This is a genomic window from Acidimicrobiia bacterium, assembly GCA_041393965.1.
In the GTDB taxonomy this organism is placed as follows: domain Bacteria; phylum Actinomycetota; class Acidimicrobiia; order Spongiisociales; family UBA5794; genus UBA5794.
This window is the reverse complement of sequence record JAWKJB010000002.1, coordinates 246,100-263,765: the sequence shown is the minus strand read 5'-3', so window position 1 is coordinate 263,765 and position 17,666 is coordinate 246,100. Positions and strand designations below refer to the sequence as shown.

Here is a 17,666-nt window from a genome sequence, read left to right as displayed (position 1 = left end):
TATCAGCCGACGGTGTCGCTTGCTTGGCCGGTGCGGCCGAGCGGCAGCACCAGGTCGATGTTGACATGGGGACGCGCGATCACATGGGTGGCGATGACCTCGCCGACCTTCTCGCCACCCCGCACACCTGCATCGACCGCAGCCTTCACGGCCGCGACATCACCGCGGATCACCGCGGTCACATAGCCGCCGCCGGTTTCCTCATAGCTCACGAGTTCGACTTTGGCAGCCTTGACCATCGCGTCGGCAGCTTCAACCATCGCCGCAAAGCTGCGACATTCGATCATTCCCAATGCATCGGACATGGATCCTCCTGTGATTCCGTTCCTTGCCGTTCCTATGTTGACCTTCCATCGAGCCCATCGAGCGAAGCGATGGCCGCACGCCAGCCAACCTCGACATCCTGTTCCTCACCGCCGAGGTAGATCCTCCCCACGGCACCGAATGCCCTGACTTCGAGAACATTGATGTTCGCGGCCTTTTCCGCCTCGTTCGCAGCGAGTGCGGCATAGGCGGCCGGCGCGCACTCGAGGACATACAGCGTCTGCCCCGGGATGATCATCTGCCCGTGCCGGGTTCGGTTGATGAGCTGGGCATGATGATCGTCGATCCTGCGAATGAGCTGGCTGGTGTGCACGGTCGGCTTGATTCGGTCGGACTCGCCCAGCTCGAGGGAGGCGAGGATGGCCTCCCCTGCCGCCCTGGTCTCGGACTGCTCAGGGGAATGCACCTCGAGGAGGCCGAACACGCGCTCGATGATCTGCATACCCGGTTTGACGCTTGTCGCCTTCAGAGCGATGTCCGTGAGCCGGTTGATCTCGATGCCGGGAGCGACCTCGACGAAGAGCACCGCCTCCCCCGCGAGGGGGAGAAACCCCTGCGCGGTCGTCCCCATGAAGGCTGCATACTGGGGTTGGAGGCTGTCGAGGAAGGCATACGCCCGCAACTCAATACCGGTCGTCATCACCTTCTCCTCCGTCGCCACTGACGATCTGCACACCTGCGGAAGCGCCGATTCTCGTTGCTCCTGCCGCAATCATGTCCTCGGCATCCTCGAGCGTTCGCACACCCCCGCTGGCCTTGATCCCCATGGACGGTCCGACGGTCTCACGCATCAACGCGACATCGTAGACGGTCGCCCCTCCCCCGCTGAATCCCGTCGAGGTCTTGACGAAATCCGCCCTTGCCCTGCTCGAGAGCGCCGCAGCAATCACCTTCTCCTCGTCGGTCAGAAGACCGGTCTCAAGGATGATCTTGGCGATCGCACCTCCCTCGTGAGCGGCATCGACCACCTTGGAGATGTCGGTGAAGACGAGATCCTCGTCGCCGGACTTGAGTGCGCCAACATTGATGACCATGTCAACTTCACGCGCGCCGTCGCGCAATGCACGGCGCGCCTCCATTGCCTTGATCTCTGGCGGTGTCGCGCCGAGGGGGAAGCCGATGACCGTACAGACCTTCACATCGGAGCCCCGGAGCCGTTCAGCGGCGCGCTTGACCCATGTCGGGTTGATGCACACCGAAGCGAAGCCGTATTCCGTTGCCTCGTCGCAAAGGCGGTCGATCTCATCGGCGGTCGCATCCGGGCGCAGCAGCGTGTGGTCGATGTATCGCGCGAGATCGATCGGAACATCCTCGGCATCCCCGTGAAACGAGACCCGATCAGCGCCGTTGACGACGATATGGCGAAGCTGCTCGGGATTCGCACAGATGTCGGACCGCTCCGCGAGGGCGTCAAGCACCTCACGGGTGACAACCTCGATCAGTTCTTCGCGCGACATATCGCTCATCGCGTGGCCGCTCTGACACGATCGAGGTCATCGATCTTCGCGACACGCCTTGCGTGCCTTCCCTCGCCGAACGGCGTTGCGAGGAACTCCAGGGTGATCTGCCACGCAAGGGAGTCGCCGATGAGACCGGCGCCAAGGGTCAACATGTTGGCGTGGTTGTGCTCCCGTGCGTTGCGCGCCGTCGAAAGGTCGTGGCACAGGGCTGCTCTGACACCGGCTACCTTGTTCGCTGCCATCGACGAACCGATTCCCGCGCCATCGATCATGATGCCCACCTGACTCGAGCCGGAGGCGACTCGCTCCGACACCTCCACCGCAATATCGGGATAGTCGACCGCATCGGTGGAGTCGGTCCCGCAGTCATCCACGGTGTAGCCCTGCTCGCGGAGCCGGAACGCAAGCCGTTCCTTCAACGCGAAGCCACCATGGTCGGCACCGATCGCGATCGATCGGATGTCTTCCACCGATCCGGACTGCGGACCGTCGTTCTGTGGGCTGTCGTTGCCCTTTTCGTTGAACGCGAACCCAGGGTTCGCGTTGACACCCGGTTCGGGGAGACCGTCGACGACGCGGCGCACGATCGCACGGACCTCTGCTTCGATATTGGGGTCTCGTGCGGTCACGCGGTGTCCTCCTGCCGCCATCCTAGAGGGGGCGGCTCGTCCAAGCGCGACCGTTCGGCGATAGGATGAACGGACCGATGGACGCAACCACACGATGGGAAACCGAGGCGATTCGAGCCTCTCACGCAAAGCGTTCCTCGCCGCCGCGCCCCACTGCCAAACGAAACGACGGGATGGCTCTCGCCGGTCAATTTGTCACCTTGAAAGAGGCCGAGCAAGCTACCGGGATCCCCGCCAACACGCTGCGCAAATGGGTCCGCCGAGGCGCCGTCGAGTCCTATCTCGAATCCGACGGCGAGCTGGCTCTTCGCATGATCGACCTCGGGTCGATCCGCGCTCGTGCGGATGCCCTCGGGAGAAAGTTGCGACCCGACGGCAAAGAAGCGCCCGAGCACCCCGCACATCCCGAGACTCGGGATCCCCACATCGACGCAGACGACGGCTCGAGCGGTGAGGCCCGGCAGCCTGAGACGCCGACCATGCCCGAGGGCTCGATGCTGGTGCCGATCGATGCCTGGAACAAGATGCTCAACCAGCTCGGGAACCTCCACGAGGCCGGCCAGCAACTCGCCGACGCCCGCGAACGGGCAGCCAAGGCCGAGACCGAAGCCGCCTTCTTGCGTGAGCGACTCGCGGAGTTGCGCCGAGCCGCCGTGGTGGAGGCGAGCGAGCCGACCACCCCTCGTGAGGAGCCAGAAGTGGTCGCCGATCCCGGCCCGGTTTCTGAGACCCCCGACACCACGACCTACTGGCGCTATCTCACGGCCGGCTGGAGAAACAGAAAGCGCTGACGGAGCAGTTCACAGTTCACTGTTGACTGTTCACTGTTGACTGTGAACTGCCGATGACTAGTTACTTCATTCCAACACAATTGTGTCTCGCAGGTGGGTCGATTGACCCATATCGTGCTCCCATGGTCAGGAAGACCCTATTGGTGGTTGGTGGAGCGGTCGTGCTGGTCCTTGCAACGGTCAGCACGGCTGTCGCCGCTCCACCCGCAATCACCCTGTCGTCCTACGCCGCAGATACCGTCGGTGGTGTGGTGGCCGGTGGAACACGCTCCATCTCAGTGACGAACACGACCGCGTCGACTCTCACCGACCACCGAGTGGACCTTGGGCCGGCGCCGTGCGACTGCGTCGTCACCGATGCTCCCGCAGGCACCATCGTCGACAACACATGGCTTGTTGGCGATGTCAGGCCCGGGGAGACGGTGGAGATCACGGTGATCTACGGTCCGCCTCCAACCGCCACCCTGGGCAGCACCTCGCCTGCATGGATGCTCACCGCCATCGGCGCGCTGCTGCTCGTCCTCGCTGCGGTGTCACGCAGGGCTCCCAAGCTTGCGATCCGACCGACCGCTAGCGTTCTGATTCCTCGAGCGCTCGAACGCTGATTTCCCAGATCTCGCCGGAGACCGGTTGCCGCCGCGACCCGGTCGCCATCCGGTAGCCGGCCCACAGCAGCGTGATGCCGATCATCAACGACATCGATAGCCCCGCCGAATCCCCGAACGCGGTGAGCGTGCCACCAAAGGCCGGAGCAAGAACACCACCGATGATCAGGATGTTCGCCCACACCAGCCTGCGGTTCCCTGACAGGTTTCGCACGATCGTTCCGAGGGAGAGCCCGATGATCACGACCGACCCCACGGCGCCCGACACCGCAGCGAACATCCTTGGGCCCGGCAGGGTGAGCGCATCAATGACAAAGGAGAAGCCGAAGACATCACTGCCCTCCGGGACGCCGTCGTGGAGCAGGGGCGCCGAAAGCGGAGCAAGGAAGGTCGCGAAGAATCCGACAACGACCCACAGCAGGGTGGGAGCAAGAAAGCGTCGGGCTGCACGCTCGGAGACGACAAGGGCGATCGCCCCGACCGCGAGCAGTGGGATGTTGGCGATCGCCCCGAAGAAGTAGAAGAAACGGAACGAGGTCGCCGACCAACCGAATGCCAAGCCCGCGACAAGCGCCCAAGTTCCGAGCGAGTATGCGGCAAAGGCAAGTGTCCATGCCTCGGCATGAAGTCTTCGGCGTGCTCGCCAGCTCAACCACAGCTCAACCGTGAACGCTGACGCCACCGTCGCCGCGACGATCCCAGAGACGAGTTCCATGACCTGAGCGTACCGGCGGGAACAACCCGCTGACGCACTGCGACTGGGGATGCCGCTACCGTTGGCCGTCATGCCTGACACCTCGTTCACCACCAATGGAATCGGGCACGCCTACGGCAGGATCGCTGCGCTCCACAGCCTCGATCTATCGATCCCGCGGGGCCGGACCGGCCTCGTCGGGGCGAACGGCGCAGGCAAGTCGACGCTGATCAGAATCCTCCTCGGCATCCTCGATCCGACCGTCGGAACCGCAACTGTTCTCGGTATGGACACCCGTAACGACTTGATCAGCATTCGCTCTGTCATCGGGTACATGCCGGAAGGTCCGTGCCTCCCGCTCGATCAGACCGCGGCGGACTTCCTCGTGTTTGCAGCCGGTACGGCGGGCCTCCCCGGTGACGCGGCCCGACAGCGGGCATCGGATGTCCTCACCCTGGTCGGCCTCGACGAGGAGCGCTTCCGGTACCTCGGGGACTTCTCGACCGGGATGAAGCAGCGAGCGAAGCTTGCCCAGGCGATCGTCCACGATCCGGAGCTGGTGTTCCTCGACGAGCCGACCGCTGGTCTCGACCCTTCCGGCCGCGACGAGATGCTTGAGCTGATTGCACGGCTCGGAACCTTCGGGATCGATGTCGTGGTGTCGTCCCATGTTCTCGGTGACATCGAGCGAACCTGCGATTGGGTGGTGATGCTCGACGAGGGAACCCTGCTCCACACCGGGCCGATCGGTGGTGACACCGACGACGAGACGGTCCGTGTCGAGTTCGTCGACGATCCCGCCACCCTCGCTGACGACCTTCGCCAGCGAGGGGCTTCGGTCACCGTGGATGGGAGACGGCTCGTCGTTCGGTTCCAAGGCGGTGATGTCCATCGACTCATCAGGGACACCGCAGCGAGTCACGATGCCGCCCTGCGGCGCCTCGATGGCGCAGGTTCATCCCTCGAAGACCTGTTCATCCGGCATGGAGAACGACCATGACGAAGGTGCACCGCACCTGTCAACGCGTACCCAGGGTTCGCGTTCAACGGAAATGTACATTCTGGCCCACAGAAGCCTCGATACTGTGGGCCACCAGCGACCTTTTAGTTGAACGCGAACCCTGGGTACGCGTTCACCGGGTCGGTCGGGGCGGGGAGGGATCATGACCGGCGCGGGAGGGGCGGTCTACGACCTTGGGTACGAGCCGTACGATGGTGAACGGCGCGGGCGGGGGGGAGCTCGGAGCACGATCGTCGGCGACGGCGTTCGGCGTGTGCTCGGCCTGCGGCGCAAGGCGCGCCGAAAGATCGTGCCCTGGATGCTCATCATCATCGCGGTCGTGCCCGCGATCGTCGCCGTCGGCATCGTCTTCTTCTTCCCCGCCGGCGCAAGCGATGAGTTCGACCTTGCAACCAACTACGGGTCCTTCTATGTCATCGGCGGCACCATCGCGTTGCTGTTCTCGGGCCTCGCAGGACCCGAACTTCTGATCCCGGACCGCAAGGACGGCGTCCTTTCCATGCTGTCGTCGAGACCGTTGACTTCCAGCGACTACGTCATCGCGAAGTTCGCGAGCATCCTGATTGTCGTCGGGTTCTTCCTGCTGTTCCCGCAGCTCGTGCTCTACATCGGCGAAGCAGGCACCGACACCGATGGCATCCTTGCCGGGCTCGTCGACGCCGCTCCGAAGCTCCCCCGGAGTCTCGCCGTTGGGGCCGTGTATGCGTTGACCTTCGTGCCGCCGGCCTTCTTCGTTGCGGGACTCGCGAAGCGCAAGGCAGTCGCGTCCGCGACCTTCATCGCGAGCATGCTCATGTTGTCAGGCATCGCGGAGGGCCTCGTCCGCGGAGCCGATTTCGCCGGCAACCGCTGGTTCGCCCTCGTGGCCCCTTTTGATACGGCCAATGCCGTGAACCTGTGGATCTTCGGGGAATCGGATCCCGATTCCCTCCTCACCTACACCGGCATCGACCCACTCATCGGGCTCGCATCGATCGTTGCGCTCGCCGCAGTCTTCGTCTGGCTTGTCCTTCGCCGATATCAGAGGCTCATGTGACTCTCGATCCTGCGTTCGTTTCTGAACCGACGATCGAGGTCGCGAACACCTCGAAGTGGTTCGGGCAGAAGGTCGCCGTTTCAAACCTCTCCTGTTCGTTCGGCCCGGGGGTCACCGGCCTGCTCGGACCCAACGGCGCTGGCAAGACCACGCTGTTGCGCATGATCTCCGGCCTCACGGATGTCTCGAACGGCACCGTCAGGGTGCTCGGAATGGATCCGCGGCGATCCCACGGGGTGTATCGCAGCGTTGCGCTGGTACCGGACGAGGACGCCGTGTACGAGGACATGACCGGCAAACAGTTCGTCCGCTACGCGGCTCGGCTTGCCGGTTTCAACGACACGGACCGCGTGGATCGTGCCATCGCAACGGTCGGTATGGAGGAACCATCGCGCCGGGTGGTCGGTGGCTACTCGAAGGGCATGCGCCAACGCATCAAGGTCGCTGCCGCCCTTGTCACCGATCCGACGATCCTGATCATGGATGAGCCGCTCAACGGAACCGATCCCATCCAGCGTGCCCACCTCATCTCGGTGTTCCAGGAGCTCGGCGCGCAGGGCCGAACCGTGATCGTGTCCAGTCATGTCCTCGAAGAGGTCGAACGGGTATCGACACGCGTCGTCGCCATTGTCGACGGTCGACTCGCCGCAGCCGGATCAGTCGAGGCGATTCGCGCCGCGATGCGCAACATCCCGTACATCGTCCAGATCGGCACCGACCACCCCCACGAGCTCGGTTCGAGGCTGTTCGCGACGGGGACCGTGTTCAGCGTCGAAGCCGGACAGGGGCACCTGACCGTCGAGACCGGAGATGTCGTCGGCCTCGGCCGCATGACGCCGCGTCTCGCTGTCGCGTGCGACGCTTCGATCGAGTCCTTCCTGCCGCAGGACGAATCGCTCGAATCGGTGTTCCGCTACCTGGTGGATCGCCGATGATCCCGATCCTCGCGCTGTTCGGTGCGACCTACCGGTCGGCGCTGCCCTTGCGACGCACCGTCCTGTTCGGAGTCCTGAGCCTGTTCCCTGCGGTGCTGTTCATGTTGGTGACCGAGGACCGCACCGGGGAAGCGGCCTTCGAAGCGCTGCTCGAGACATCAACAGGAAGCTTCTTCGCGCTCCTCCTTCCGATCATTTCGATCGTGATCGCCTCGGGTGCCCTCGGCAGCGAGCGACGCGACCAGACCCTGAGCTTCATCGTTTTGCGGCCGATCCCCCGCCCGGCCGTCGGAGCCACCAAGATCGCAGCCGCCGCATGCGCCGCAATGACGATCAACACGATCGGGGTCGTCGGGGCCTGGGCGATCTTCGCGGTCCGGCATCGGGTGGACACCACCCTGCTGGTCGGTCTTCTCGTGGGTATGGCGATTGCCACGATCGCTTATGTCGCGGTTGTTGTTCCCATCGGTTTCATGACCGACCGGGCCGTCATCATCGGCCTCGCCTACCTCTTGGTCTTCGAAAACGGGATCGTGATCGCCTTGTCCGGACTCTCCCCGCTGTCTCCCTGGCGAGTCGGCCTCGCGGCGGTCGGCGGCATCGCGAAAGAGACACAACCCGTCATCGGTGACGCCGTCGGGACCCTCACCATGAGCGCAGGCGGGTCGATTGTCACCTTGGGGATCTATCTCGCCATCGGGGTCACGGTCACGGCCATGTTGCTGCGCAGACGAGATCTCGCCTAGGCCCCGCCGCTCCTGACCCCGCACTTGACCAATCGGGCGGTACCGTGCCGTCGTGCGCAGGTTCTTTCAGCGGCTCAAACGCGGTGAGGTCGGTGCGGCGGCGGTGGTCGTCGGAATCGGCATCCTGGTGTCGAGGGTGCTCGGCATCATCAGAGACATCGTGTTCGCCTCCATGCTCGGCGCCACCGGGGTCACCGACGAGTATGTGGCCGCCTTCCGGATTCCCGACTTCGCGAACTACCTGCTCGCTGGCGGGTTCCTCACGATCACCTTCATCCCGATCTTTGCCCGTTACATCGCCGACGACGACGAAGCGGGAGGATGGTTCGCGTTCACGGCGATCCTTCGGTGGCTCGCCGTCGGGATCACCACCCTGATCATCATCGCCTGGGCCGCTGCCCCGGCGATCATCGAAGCCCTCTACCCGTCCTTCACGCCGCAGCAGATTGACAGCACGATTCACCTGACCCGCATCGTCCTCCCCGCCCAATTCGCCTTCGTCGTTGGTGCCATGTTCGCGGCGGTGCAGTACACGAAGGGGTCGTTCACGATTCCGACACTTGCCCCGATCATCTACAACGCTGGCATCATCAGTGGTGGGATCGCATTTGCCGCCATCACAGGAAGGGCCGAGCCTGCGGGCTTCATCTGGGGCGCCCTCGTCGGCGCGTTCGTCGGCAATCTCCTGCTCCAGGTGTGGGGGGCGCAACGCGTCGGGATGCGCATCGAGATGAGCGCCACCTGGAAGCATCCGGCCGTCGTCACCTACGCCGCGATCGCGTTCCCCCTGATGTTGGGTCAGTCAATCGTGGCGCTCGACGAGACCTTCATGTCGGTGTTCGGAGCCCGAGTCGGCGATGGTGCCGCCACCGAACTGCAATACGCGAGGCGGACGATGTTCGTTCCGGTCGGCGTGATCGCCCAGGCCGCCGCCGTGGCCGCCTACCCGACCTTGGCCCGGCTCTTCGCAGAAGGCAAGCGCTCACGGCTGTATGCAACCGTGAACCGTGCCCTGAGGTATGTGACGGTGCTCTCAATCGGTGCAGCCGCCGTCGCCATCGCCCTGTCGCTGCCCATCATGCGCATCCTGTTCGAGCGAGGCGAGTTCACGCCACCGTCGACAGCGTCTGCGGCGTCGGCGCTCGTGATGTACGCCTTCGCGATCCCCGTCTGGGGAGTCCTCCAGATCGTGACACGGGCCTTCTACGCGAGGCGTCAGATGTGGACCCCGGTCATCGTCGGCTCAGGGATGACGCTGGTCGCGATCCCGGCGTACTTCGCGATGCAGGGCGCATTCGGAATCGAAGGCGTGGCGCTTGCCTCGGCGACCATGCTCGCCGCGTACACGCTCGCATTGCTCGCGATCTGGTACCGGCCGCCAGATACGAGAGCGGGCCTCATGACCGTCCTCCGTTCGGCAGGGCGCGCCCTCCCCCTCGCCGTACCCGCTGGTTTCGCCGCGTTCGGCGTGTCGTGGCTTGTGATGTCCCGCCTCGGTGATCAGCCTCTGCTAGCGGCACTTGCCAGCGGTGTCCTCGGCATTGCCGTGTTCGGTGTCGTGGTCGTCCTCGTCGGGGCATTCCTCCACGATGCGCTGTGGCACCGCGCCGCGCGGCGCGCCCGCCAGGCGGCGTCTCGCACCTGACATCGCTTTCGAGCGAGTTACGACGGTGGGTAGACCCCGGTCGCCTTCGATTCCTCCGTCTGCCAGAACATGTCGGAGATCTCGCCGATCAGATCGATCATCGCCTGGCTGGCGCTGACATCCATGGATTTCTTGGCATCGCCTGCCGACTTGATCGCTCGCCAGAACAAGTCATGGAGTCTCGGGAACTGATCGACATGGTGGGGCTTGAAGAAATCGGCCCACAGCACCATCAGGTGATGCTTCACCAATTCGGCTCGCTCCTCTTTGATGGCGATGCATCGTGCCCGGAACACCTCGTCGTCGGAAGCGTGGTACTTCTCGGCAGCCTTCAGGCACGATGTTGCCTCGATCATTGCCTGAGCGGGGTCGTAGACACCGCAGAACAGGTCACAGTGGGCGTACGCCTCGTGGCGAGGACGGAACATTCGCTCGATGAGTTGCACAGGTACCTCCGGTGTGGGTGCACCTCGAACCCTACCGGCGGCCGCAACCCACAACGACGACGATTGGCCGGTATCGTGGCGTCCGAAGAGGGCTGATGCGAAAGCGCGGGATAGTTGCAGGAGGCGTCGGCGCGGTCATTGTGACGGCCGCGGCGCTGCGTGGCGTCGTCCGCCGGTTCGAGGTGAAGGAGTCGTCGATGGCGCCCGCGATCGAGTCCGGTGACTGGATCGTCGCTCGTCGCAGGACGGGCCCTGTCGAGCGAGGCGATATTGTCGTGTTCCCGGACCCCCGCTCGGGTGGGAGGCAGCTCGTCAAGCGAGTGATCGGCCTTGGCGGCGAGACGATCGCAATAGACGCCGGGCGAGTTGTCATCAACGGCGCCCTTCTCGCGGATCGGTGGGCCCATGGCGCAGCACCCCCGGGGGGCCCGTGGCGAGTCCCCGACGATCATGTCTTCGTGCTCGGGGACAACCGGGTCGCTTCGAGCTCGGACGGTCGAACGATCGGGCCGGTGGCCGTCGACGACATCCCGTGGCGCGCCGTCGCGCGCTACTGGCCAACTTCGCGGGTGGGAACGCTCCGGTGAATCCCTCCCATAGCGTGGCGGCGTCGTAGGCTTCCGAACATGGTCAGAGCGGTACGCCTCTTCGCCCTCATCGTTGCTGCAGCCAGCCTCGCAAGCGCGTGTAGTTCCTCGACTGCAAGCGTCGCGACGGACACGACCATCCCTGCACCGCTGACGACACTTGCGATTACAACGACCGACCCGCCGACCACCACAACGGAGCCGACAACCACCACCACGACCGAGCCACCGGTTGTTGTGGCCGACTCGGTCAATGGCCTCGAAGCGTCGCCGGAAGCGATCAACCGGCGAGCCGTCGTGATCAAGATCGACAACAGCTCCAAGGCACGCCCCCAGTCGGGCCTCATGGAAGCAGATCTTGTCTACGAGATGCTCGTCGAGGGAGGCATCACCCGATTCGCGGCCGTGTTCCACCAAAGCGATCTCGACTATGTCGGCCCGGTCCGGTCGGGTCGCCCGACCGATGTCGGCGTGGTCCGTCCCCTCGATGCCCCCTTCCAGGTCTCGGGTGCGCAATGGTGGGTCCAGGACATCTTTCAAGCGGCCGGACTTCGCATGGCGTGGGACCGCGGCGTCGCCACATGGCGTGAGAACCACCGCGCCGCGCCACACAACCTCTACGCGAGCTCGATCCTGCTGCGAGGCCTCGCCGACGACAGCGGGTGGCCGGACGACAACCCGGGGAATGTGTTCACCTTCGGGGAACCGACGGTCGGAACCGAACCGGCGACCACGGTTGCCTTCCATTGGAGCGATCACCCCGATGTCGTGTGGAAGTGGAACGGTGAGGCCTACGAGCGATTCAACGGTGACGATCCCCACATGTGGGTGGATCGCGAGGGCAACGAGGGTCAGGTGAGCGTGCCGGTCATCGTGTCGATCACCGGTCACAAGCATTGGTCGTCGCCACCGGATGGCAACGGCTCATCCGTTCCTACGACCGACACGAAGGGCTCGGGCGCAGCTCATGTGTTCATGAACGGAACCGTCATCGAGGGGACCTGGCAGCGCGACAGCTACGACGAACCACTCCACCTCACCACCGACGACGGCAACGAGATCGTCCTGCCACCGTCGCGGCTGTGGATCGCCTTCTTCCCCCACGATCGGTCGATCACCTGGGAGTAGAGCCTCGGACCGCCTCAGCCGGTATCGTCCCACCATGTCCGCGCCGAGGGCCTCCCAGTCATCCCTGACCACAGCCGTGGCCGCGATGTGGCTGGTCATGATGCTGTGGCTGGCAACGATTGCGGCCGGGTGTACGGCCGGTTCGTCCACGGCTTCGGATGCGCTGGCTCCCGCCACGACCACAACGCTCGCGCCCGCGACCACCACGACGACCGTCGCTCCTGCCACGACGACCACCACCGCAACGACGACGACCACCACGACGACGGTGCCGTTCGTCGTCGCCGACAGCATCAACGGCTTGGCAGCGGACCCCACCCTGACCAACCGCAGGGTGGTCGCCGTCAAGATCGACAACCACCCGAGTGCTCGACCCCAATCCGGGCTCCAAGATGCCGACGCCGTCTTCGAGATCCTCGTTGAGGGTGGCTATACGAGGTTCATCACGCTGTTCCACCAGACAGACCTCGACTATGTCGGGCCCGTCCGGTCGGGTCGCCCGACCGATATCGGTGTGATCAAGCCACTCGACGCCCCGTTCCAGATCTCGGGCGCGCAGCCCTATGTACAGGATCTGTTCGCGGATGCCGGTCTTCACATGGTCTACAACAACGGTACGACCACCTGGCGTGAGAGCCACCGAAAGGCTCCGCACAACCTGTACACGAGCACCCTCGAGATCCGCAAGTACGCCGACGCCAGGTTTTGGGACAACACGAACCCAGGCAACCTGTTCGCCTTCGGCGAGCCCCGCACGGCCACTCAGATGGCGTCCGAGATCACCTTCGACTGGTCCGGCCAGCCGCCAGTCGTGTGGAAATGGGGACGAAACGAGTATTTCCGATTCAACGCCGAACAACCGCACCGCTGGATCACGGCGGACGGGTCACGAACCGGGGTCGTGTCGGTCCCGACACTCGTTGCGATCATCGGAAAACGCTACACGGTGGAGCCAACCCCGCCCGAGACCGGTTCGCCGGTTCCGGCGATCGACATCATTGGGCAGGGTGAGGCGCTCGTGTTCATCAACGGCCGGGTGCTGGAGGGGACATGGTCGAAGGACTCGGTCGGAGCCCCATTCACCCTCCTCGACGGAGCCGGGGAACCCTTGGTGCTGCCACCATCGCGCATGTGGGTCTCGGTCTTCCCGTCGAGCCAGGACATCACATGGCGATGATCGACGCCGTGTCGATCGCCGAGCAGGTCCGCACGGGACGGCTTCGCGCAACCGATGTCATTGAACGCGCCCTCGACGCTGCAATCGCCTCGCACGACACGCTGAATGCTTTCACACTGATCGACCGTGCCGGCGCGAGGACGCGGGCAGAGGGCATCGATCGGCTCGTTGCGGACGGGCGTGATCCCGGCCCACTCGCCGGTGTGCCGATCGCGTTGAAGGACATCATCAATCAGGCGGGCCTTCCCAACACGAAGGGAGCGAGCTTCCCTGCCGAGCTCGAAACCGAATCGGCGACCGTCGTGCGGCGACTCGGCAACGCGGGGGCGGTGATTGTTGGACGGACCGGACTCCACGAGTTCGCGTACGGGTTCACATCGGAGAACCCCTGGTTCGGGCCGGTTCGGAACCCGTGGGACACTGCGCTCTCACCGGGTGGCTCATCCGGCGGTTCCGCAGCTGCGGTAGCGTCGGGGATCACCCCGGTCGGCATCGGCACCGACACTGGAGGCTCCGTTCGTGTTCCCGCAGCACTGTGTGGCGTGTTCGGCCTCAAGGTGACCCACGGGCGAGTGCCGCTGGCGGGCGTGTTCCCGCTCGCCCCGTCCCTCGACACCGTCGGCCCCATCGCTCGCACCGTTCGGGACCTCACCGCGTGCTATCTCGCCATCGCCGGGGACGATCCTTCCGATGGGTGGTCGGTCCCGGAGCCCGTTGAGCGACCCACATCGCCTGAGCATCCGACCATCGGCGTGGTCCGACAATGGTCGGATGTTGCCCCCATGTCGGAGGCGACCGCCAAGGCGATCAACGGTTTCATCGACGCCGCACGCGGGGCCGGCTGCACGATCGAGTTCGTTGACGAACCCGCACTGGTGCCGCCGGAACGACTCGCCCTTGCCGCCGGCCCCGAGATCCTCGCCGTCCATGAAGAACGGTTCAGTCGCCACCGCGAGCGCTACGGCGAAGACCTCAAGCTTCGCCTTGACCGGTGCCGCGACGCGACAACGGGCGACCTCCTCGACGCCGCCCGTTGGGCTGCTGCGGCCCGCAATCACATCCTCCGCATGCACGGCACCGGTGTCGATGTGCTCGTCGGGCCCGTCGTCGGCGGCAACCACAAACTGATCGGACACGACGAGATGACGATCGACGGTGATACCTACTTCCACCGCGAGATCCTGTCGAGCTTCACCTCGCCGATCAACCGAATCGGGGTGCCGGCGTTGAGCGCACCGATCGCTACCGCCGAAGCACTCCCCCACGCTGTTCAGCTCGTTGCACCGATGTGGTGCGAACACATCATTCTTGGCGTCGCGTCCCGGCTGGAGCGAGCCGGTGTGCTTCGTTCGGGCCAACCACCGCACTGGTACGGACAGATCACCTAAAGCGTCACGATGACGCACCATCGCAATAAGCTTGGAACACGCGCGTAGTGGAGTGCCGGATGCGCCAGGAAGGCGTGCACATCCCATGTTGAACCCAACACCAAGAACGCGATGCAATCCTTCCCGATCAGGAGAGTCCCACTGTGTCCGATGAGACGCTGACCCAAGACCGTCCCGCGCCTGAACGCATCGACGATGTCGTCATCCGATTCGCCGGGGACTCCGGCGACGGCATGCAGCTGGCGGGGACCCAGTTCACGGCGAGCTCGGCCCTCTTCGGCAACGACCTCGCGACCCTTCCCAACTTTCCCGCCGAGATCAGGGCCCCTGCCGGAACCATCGCCGGTGTGTCCTCCTTCCAGGTCCACATCGCCGACTGGGACATCCTCACCCCGGGCGACACGCCGGACTGCCTCGTCGCGATGAACCCCGCCGCCCTGAAGGCCCACCTCCCCGACCTCGTCACCGGGGGCCTGCTGATCATCAACTCGGACGCCTTCGAGGACCGGAACCTCGCCAAGGCCGGATACGAGACGAACCCCCTCGAGGACGGGAGCCTCGACGCGTATCAGGTCGTGACGGCACCGATGGAAGAGCTCACCAAGGAGGCAGTGAAGGACTCAGGGGTCAAGGGGCGTGCAACGCTGCGGTCCAAGAACTTCTTCGCCCTCGGGCTCATGTCGTGGATCTACCAGCGGCCGCTCAAGCCGGTCAAGGACTGGATCACGAACAAGTTCGGTCCTGACAACACGGTCGGGAGGGCCAACACGATGGCGCTCCAGGCCGGATACAACTTCGGGATCACGACCGAGTCGTTCCAGCGCACCTTCGAGATCAAACCCGCGGAGCTGCCCCCCGGTGAGTACACGAACATCGTCGGCAACACGGCAACGGCGTGGGGGCTCCTCGCCGCTGCCCGTCAGGCGAACCTCCCCCTGTACATCGGCTCCTACCCCATCACCCCCGCAACGACGATCCTCGAGGAGCTCGCACGCCACAAGAACTTCGGAGTCAAGTCGTTCCAGGCCGAGGACGAGATTGCTGGTATCGGGACCGCGCTCGGGGCATCCTTCGCGGGACGCCTCGCCGTGACCACCACCTCTGGCCCCGGACTCGCGTTGAAGTCCGAGATTCTGAGCCTCGCTTTGATGATCGAGCTCCCGTTGATCGTTGTCGACATCCAGCGCGGCGGACCGTCGACCGGTCTCCCGACGAAGGTCGAGCAGTCCGACCTCCTGTTCGCCATGTACGGCCGCCACGGTGAAGCTCCGCTGCCGATCGTGTCGACATCGGCGCCATCGGATGCCTTCGATGCGGCGTTCGAAGCCGCCCGGATCGCCCTCAAATACATGACCCCGGTCATCCTGCTCACCGACGGCTACATCGCGACCTCGTCCGAACCGTGGCGGCTGCCGGACCTCGATGCCCTCCCTGACATCTCCGTGCCGTTCGCGGCGCACGATCCCGACGATGGGCCGTTCCTCCCGTATCTGAGGGATCCCGACACGATGGCCCGACCGTGGGCGATCCCGGGTCAACCGGGGATGGAGCACAGGGTTGGCGGCCTCGAGAAGGACGCCATGACCGGCAATGTCTCCTACGACCCGGACAACCACGAGGCGATGGTTCTGACACGCCGGGAGAAGATCGCAAGGATCGCGGACGACATCCCCGATGTCACAGTCCACGGAGAAGGCACCGACCTGCTCGTGCTTGGCTGGGGCTCCACCTACGGTGCGATCCGCACGGCCGTCAACCGTGTCAACAGGGCAGGAAGGCCGGTTGCGCACGCCCACTTGCGGCACATGAACCCGATGCCGAAGAACCTCGGCGAGGTCCTCGCACGCTACGACCGCGTCCTCATCCCCGAGATCAACACCGGTCAGCTGTCGCGCCTGATCCGAGCCGAGTTCCTTGTTCCGACGATCTCGTTCAACCGGATCCAGGGTCAGCCGATGCGTGCAAGGGAGATCCAGACCGAGATCAACCGACTCCTCGATGGGGAGGATGCGATATGACCGACACGGCCCGCTACCAGCGTTCCGATTTCCAAACCGATCAGGAGGTTCGGTGGTGTCCAGGGTGTGGTGACTACACGATCCTCGCGTCGGTCCAGACCTACCTCGCGTCGCTCGATATCGACCGCGACAAGCATGTGTTCGTGTCCGGCATCGGCTGTTCGAGCCGTTTCCCCTACTACATGAACACCTACGGCATGCACACGGTCCATGGACGCGCCCCCGCGGTCGCGACGGGTATCGCCACGGCGAACCCGGACCTGACGGTGTGGGTCATCACCGGAGACGGGGACGGGCTGTCGATCGGTGGCAACCATCTGATCCACGCACTTCGGCGGAATGTCAACCTGAACATCCTGCTGTTCAACAACCAGATCTACGGTCTGACGAAGGGCCAGTACTCGCCGACCTCCGAGGTCGGCAAGAGAACGAAGACCTCCCCTGCGGGATCGATCGACCGACCGTTCAACCCGGTGAGCCTTGCGCTTGGGGCCGAGGCGTCGTTCGTGGCTCGGACGCTCGACATGGAGCGGAACCACACGATCGCGATGCTCGAAGCCATGCACCAGCACGAAGGGACCGGTCTGCTCGAGATCTACCAGAACTGCAATGTGTTCAACGACAAGGCGTTCATCGACCTCACCGACAAGGACACCCGCGACGGGAACCGGATCTGGATCGAGGACGGCAAGCCCATCGTGTTCGGGTTCAACAACGAATACGGCGTCGTGGTCGACAAGGAGGGTGCACGGGTCGTCGAGGTCGCAGAGGTCGGTCTTGAGAACATCCATGTTCATCACGCCGATGATCCGAATCCTTCGGCAGCGTTCGCTCTGTCACGGATCTCGCACGGGCCCTACGGTCCTACCCCACTCGGTGTGTTCCGCAATGTCAAGGTTCCGAGCTACGGCAAGGTGCTCGAACAGCAGATCGCTGCCGCCCAGGATTCCAAGGGCGCCGGTGACCTCGCCACGCTGATCCGATCCCGCGGCACCTGGACGGTGGATGCCTGAGCGTCCGTCGTCGACGGTCCGCG

General features: G+C 64.5%; 19 protein-coding genes. 13 read left to right on the top strand and 6 right to left on the bottom strand.

Annotated elements, in window-relative coordinates; all coding sequences use genetic code 11:
• Window positions 1-2: 2 nt before the first annotated feature.
• The 4 genes from R2823_06030 to rpiB all read right to left on the bottom strand — a co-directional run bounded on the left by R2823_06030 (window position 3) and on the right by rpiB (window position 2,413).
• Complete coding sequence (locus tag R2823_06030) at window positions 3-305, bottom strand: BMC domain-containing protein (GenBank protein MEZ5175747.1); 303 nt, start codon at window positions 303-305, stop codon at window positions 3-5.
• Window positions 306-337: 32 nt separating this feature from the next.
• Window positions 338-964, bottom strand: coding sequence for a hypothetical protein (locus R2823_06025; GenBank protein ID MEZ5175746.1), 627 nt, complete (start codon window positions 962-964; stop codon window positions 338-340).
• Entirely contained in the window at window positions 948-1,625 is a 678-nt protein-coding gene (gene deoC / locus R2823_06020; GenBank protein MEZ5175745.1) for a deoxyribose-phosphate aldolase, read from the bottom strand. Before deoC ends, R2823_06025 begins: the two co-directional genes overlap by 17 nt.
• Window positions 1,626-1,786: 161 nt before the next feature.
• Window positions 1,787-2,413 carry a ribose 5-phosphate isomerase B gene (gene rpiB / locus R2823_06015; protein MEZ5175744.1) on the bottom strand — a complete coding sequence of 209 codons (627 nt, stop codon included), beginning with the start codon at window positions 2,411-2,413 and terminating at the stop codon, window positions 1,787-1,789.
• A 77-nt stretch (window positions 2,414-2,490) separates the two neighbouring features.
• On the opposite strand from rpiB, the gene R2823_06010 reads away from it, so the two are divergent.
• Window positions 2,491-3,204, top strand: a complete 714-nt coding sequence (locus tag R2823_06010) for a hypothetical protein (protein ID MEZ5175743.1) — start codon at window positions 2,491-2,493, stop codon at window positions 3,202-3,204.
• A 122-nt stretch (window positions 3,205-3,326) separates the two neighbouring features.
• Window positions 3,327-3,809: a hypothetical protein gene (locus R2823_06005; protein ID MEZ5175742.1), complete on the top strand. Its 483-nt coding sequence runs from the start codon at window positions 3,327-3,329 to the stop codon at window positions 3,807-3,809.
• Here the strand turns inward: R2823_06005 and R2823_06000 are convergent.
• Complete coding sequence (locus R2823_06000) at window positions 3,775-4,524, bottom strand: hypothetical protein (protein MEZ5175741.1); 750 nt, start codon at window positions 4,522-4,524, stop codon at window positions 3,775-3,777. The genes R2823_06005 and R2823_06000 overlap by 35 nt on opposite strands.
• Window positions 4,525-4,594: 70 nt before the next feature.
• Here R2823_06000 and R2823_05995 point away from each other — a divergent pair, with 70 nt between their 5' ends.
• The 5 genes from R2823_05995 (at window position 4,595) to murJ (ending at window position 9,886) form a co-directional block, all read left to right on the top strand.
• Window positions 4,595-5,503: an ABC transporter ATP-binding protein gene (locus tag R2823_05995; protein MEZ5175740.1), complete on the top strand. Its 909-nt coding sequence runs from the start codon at window positions 4,595-4,597 to the stop codon at window positions 5,501-5,503.
• A gap of 163 nt (window positions 5,504-5,666) precedes the next feature.
• Window positions 5,667-6,560, top strand: a complete 894-nt coding sequence (locus R2823_05990) for a hypothetical protein (GenBank protein ID MEZ5175739.1) — start codon at window positions 5,667-5,669, stop codon at window positions 6,558-6,560.
• On the top strand, window positions 6,557-7,495 hold the full coding sequence (locus R2823_05985; GenBank protein ID MEZ5175738.1) for an ABC transporter ATP-binding protein: 939 nt from the start codon (window positions 6,557-6,559) through the stop codon (window positions 7,493-7,495). The genes R2823_05990 and R2823_05985 overlap by 4 nt, the downstream gene beginning before the upstream one ends.
• Window positions 7,492-8,241 carry an ABC transporter permease gene (locus tag R2823_05980; protein MEZ5175737.1) on the top strand — a complete coding sequence of 250 codons (750 nt, stop codon included), beginning with the start codon at window positions 7,492-7,494 and terminating at the stop codon, window positions 8,239-8,241. Before R2823_05985 ends, R2823_05980 begins: the two co-directional genes overlap by 4 nt.
• 52 nt (window positions 8,242-8,293) lie before the next feature.
• Window positions 8,294-9,886 (top strand): murein biosynthesis integral membrane protein MurJ, encoded by a 1,593-nt coding sequence (gene murJ / locus R2823_05975; GenBank protein ID MEZ5175736.1) that lies wholly within the window; start codon window positions 8,294-8,296, stop codon window positions 9,884-9,886.
• Window positions 9,887-9,903: 17 nt separating this feature from the next.
• On the opposite strand, the gene sodN is transcribed toward murJ, so the two are convergent.
• Window positions 9,904-10,314 carry a superoxide dismutase, Ni gene (gene sodN / locus R2823_05970; protein ID MEZ5175735.1) on the bottom strand — a complete coding sequence of 137 codons (411 nt, stop codon included), beginning with the start codon at window positions 10,312-10,314 and terminating at the stop codon, window positions 9,904-9,906.
• A gap of 113 nt (window positions 10,315-10,427) precedes the next feature.
• Between sodN and lepB the strand changes: the two genes are divergently transcribed.
• From lepB to R2823_05940, 6 genes are all read left to right on the top strand, one after another.
• Window positions 10,428-10,919 carry a signal peptidase I gene (lepB, locus tag R2823_05965; protein MEZ5175734.1) on the top strand — a complete coding sequence of 164 codons (492 nt, stop codon included), beginning with the start codon at window positions 10,428-10,430 and terminating at the stop codon, window positions 10,917-10,919.
• A gap of 39 nt (window positions 10,920-10,958) precedes the next feature.
• Window positions 10,959-12,047, top strand: coding sequence for a DUF3048 domain-containing protein (locus tag R2823_05960; protein ID MEZ5175733.1), 1,089 nt, complete (start codon window positions 10,959-10,961; stop codon window positions 12,045-12,047).
• A 34-nt stretch (window positions 12,048-12,081) separates the two neighbouring features.
• Window positions 12,082-13,224, top strand: coding sequence for a DUF3048 domain-containing protein (locus tag R2823_05955; GenBank protein MEZ5175732.1), 1,143 nt, complete (start codon window positions 12,082-12,084; stop codon window positions 13,222-13,224).
• Window positions 13,215-14,612 carry an amidase gene (locus tag R2823_05950; protein ID MEZ5175731.1) on the top strand — a complete coding sequence of 466 codons (1,398 nt, stop codon included), beginning with the start codon at window positions 13,215-13,217 and terminating at the stop codon, window positions 14,610-14,612. The genes R2823_05955 and R2823_05950 overlap by 10 nt, the downstream gene beginning before the upstream one ends.
• Window positions 14,613-14,755: 143 nt before the next feature.
• Window positions 14,756-16,630 (top strand): 2-oxoacid:acceptor oxidoreductase subunit alpha, encoded by a 1,875-nt coding sequence (locus R2823_05945; protein ID MEZ5175730.1) that lies wholly within the window; start codon window positions 14,756-14,758, stop codon window positions 16,628-16,630.
• Window positions 16,627-17,643 (top strand): 2-oxoacid:ferredoxin oxidoreductase subunit beta, encoded by a 1,017-nt coding sequence (locus tag R2823_05940; protein ID MEZ5175729.1) that lies wholly within the window; start codon window positions 16,627-16,629, stop codon window positions 17,641-17,643. Before R2823_05945 ends, R2823_05940 begins: the two co-directional genes overlap by 4 nt.
• Window positions 17,644-17,666: the final 23 nt, after the last annotated feature.

What these genes read in the sequence shown, in the direction of transcription:
- R2823_06030 (MEZ5175747.1), bottom strand. Translation starts at nt 305, where the DNA reads ATGTCCGATGCATTGGGAATGATCGAATGTCGCAGCTTTGCGGCGATG.
- R2823_06025 (MEZ5175746.1), bottom strand. Translation starts at nt 964, where the DNA reads ATGACGACCGGTATTGAGTTGCGGGCGTATGCCTTCCTCGACAGCCTC.
- R2823_06010 (MEZ5175743.1), top strand. Translation starts at nt 2,491, where the DNA reads ATGGACGCAACCACACGATGGGAAACCGAGGCGATTCGAGCCTCTCAC.
- R2823_06005 (MEZ5175742.1), top strand. Translation starts at nt 3,327, where the DNA reads ATGGTCAGGAAGACCCTATTGGTGGTTGGTGGAGCGGTCGTGCTGGTC.
- R2823_06000 (MEZ5175741.1), bottom strand. Translation starts at nt 4,524, where the DNA reads ATGGAACTCGTCTCTGGGATCGTCGCGGCGACGGTGGCGTCAGCGTTC.
- R2823_05995 (MEZ5175740.1), top strand. Translation starts at nt 4,595, where the DNA reads ATGCCTGACACCTCGTTCACCACCAATGGAATCGGGCACGCCTACGGC.
- R2823_05990 (MEZ5175739.1), top strand. Translation starts at nt 5,667, where the DNA reads ATGACCGGCGCGGGAGGGGCGGTCTACGACCTTGGGTACGAGCCGTAC.
- R2823_05980 (MEZ5175737.1), top strand. Translation starts at nt 7,492, where the DNA reads ATGATCCCGATCCTCGCGCTGTTCGGTGCGACCTACCGGTCGGCGCTG.
- sodN (MEZ5175735.1), bottom strand. Translation starts at nt 10,314, where the DNA reads ATGTTCCGTCCTCGCCACGAGGCGTACGCCCACTGTGACCTGTTCTGC.
- lepB (MEZ5175734.1), top strand. Translation starts at nt 10,428, where the DNA reads ATGCGAAAGCGCGGGATAGTTGCAGGAGGCGTCGGCGCGGTCATTGTG.
- R2823_05960 (MEZ5175733.1), top strand. Translation starts at nt 10,959, where the DNA reads ATGGTCAGAGCGGTACGCCTCTTCGCCCTCATCGTTGCTGCAGCCAGC.
- R2823_05955 (MEZ5175732.1), top strand. Translation starts at nt 12,082, where the DNA reads ATGTCCGCGCCGAGGGCCTCCCAGTCATCCCTGACCACAGCCGTGGCC.
- R2823_05950 (MEZ5175731.1), top strand. Translation starts at nt 13,215, where the DNA reads ATGGCGATGATCGACGCCGTGTCGATCGCCGAGCAGGTCCGCACGGGA.
- R2823_05940 (MEZ5175729.1), top strand. Translation starts at nt 16,627, where the DNA reads ATGACCGACACGGCCCGCTACCAGCGTTCCGATTTCCAAACCGATCAG.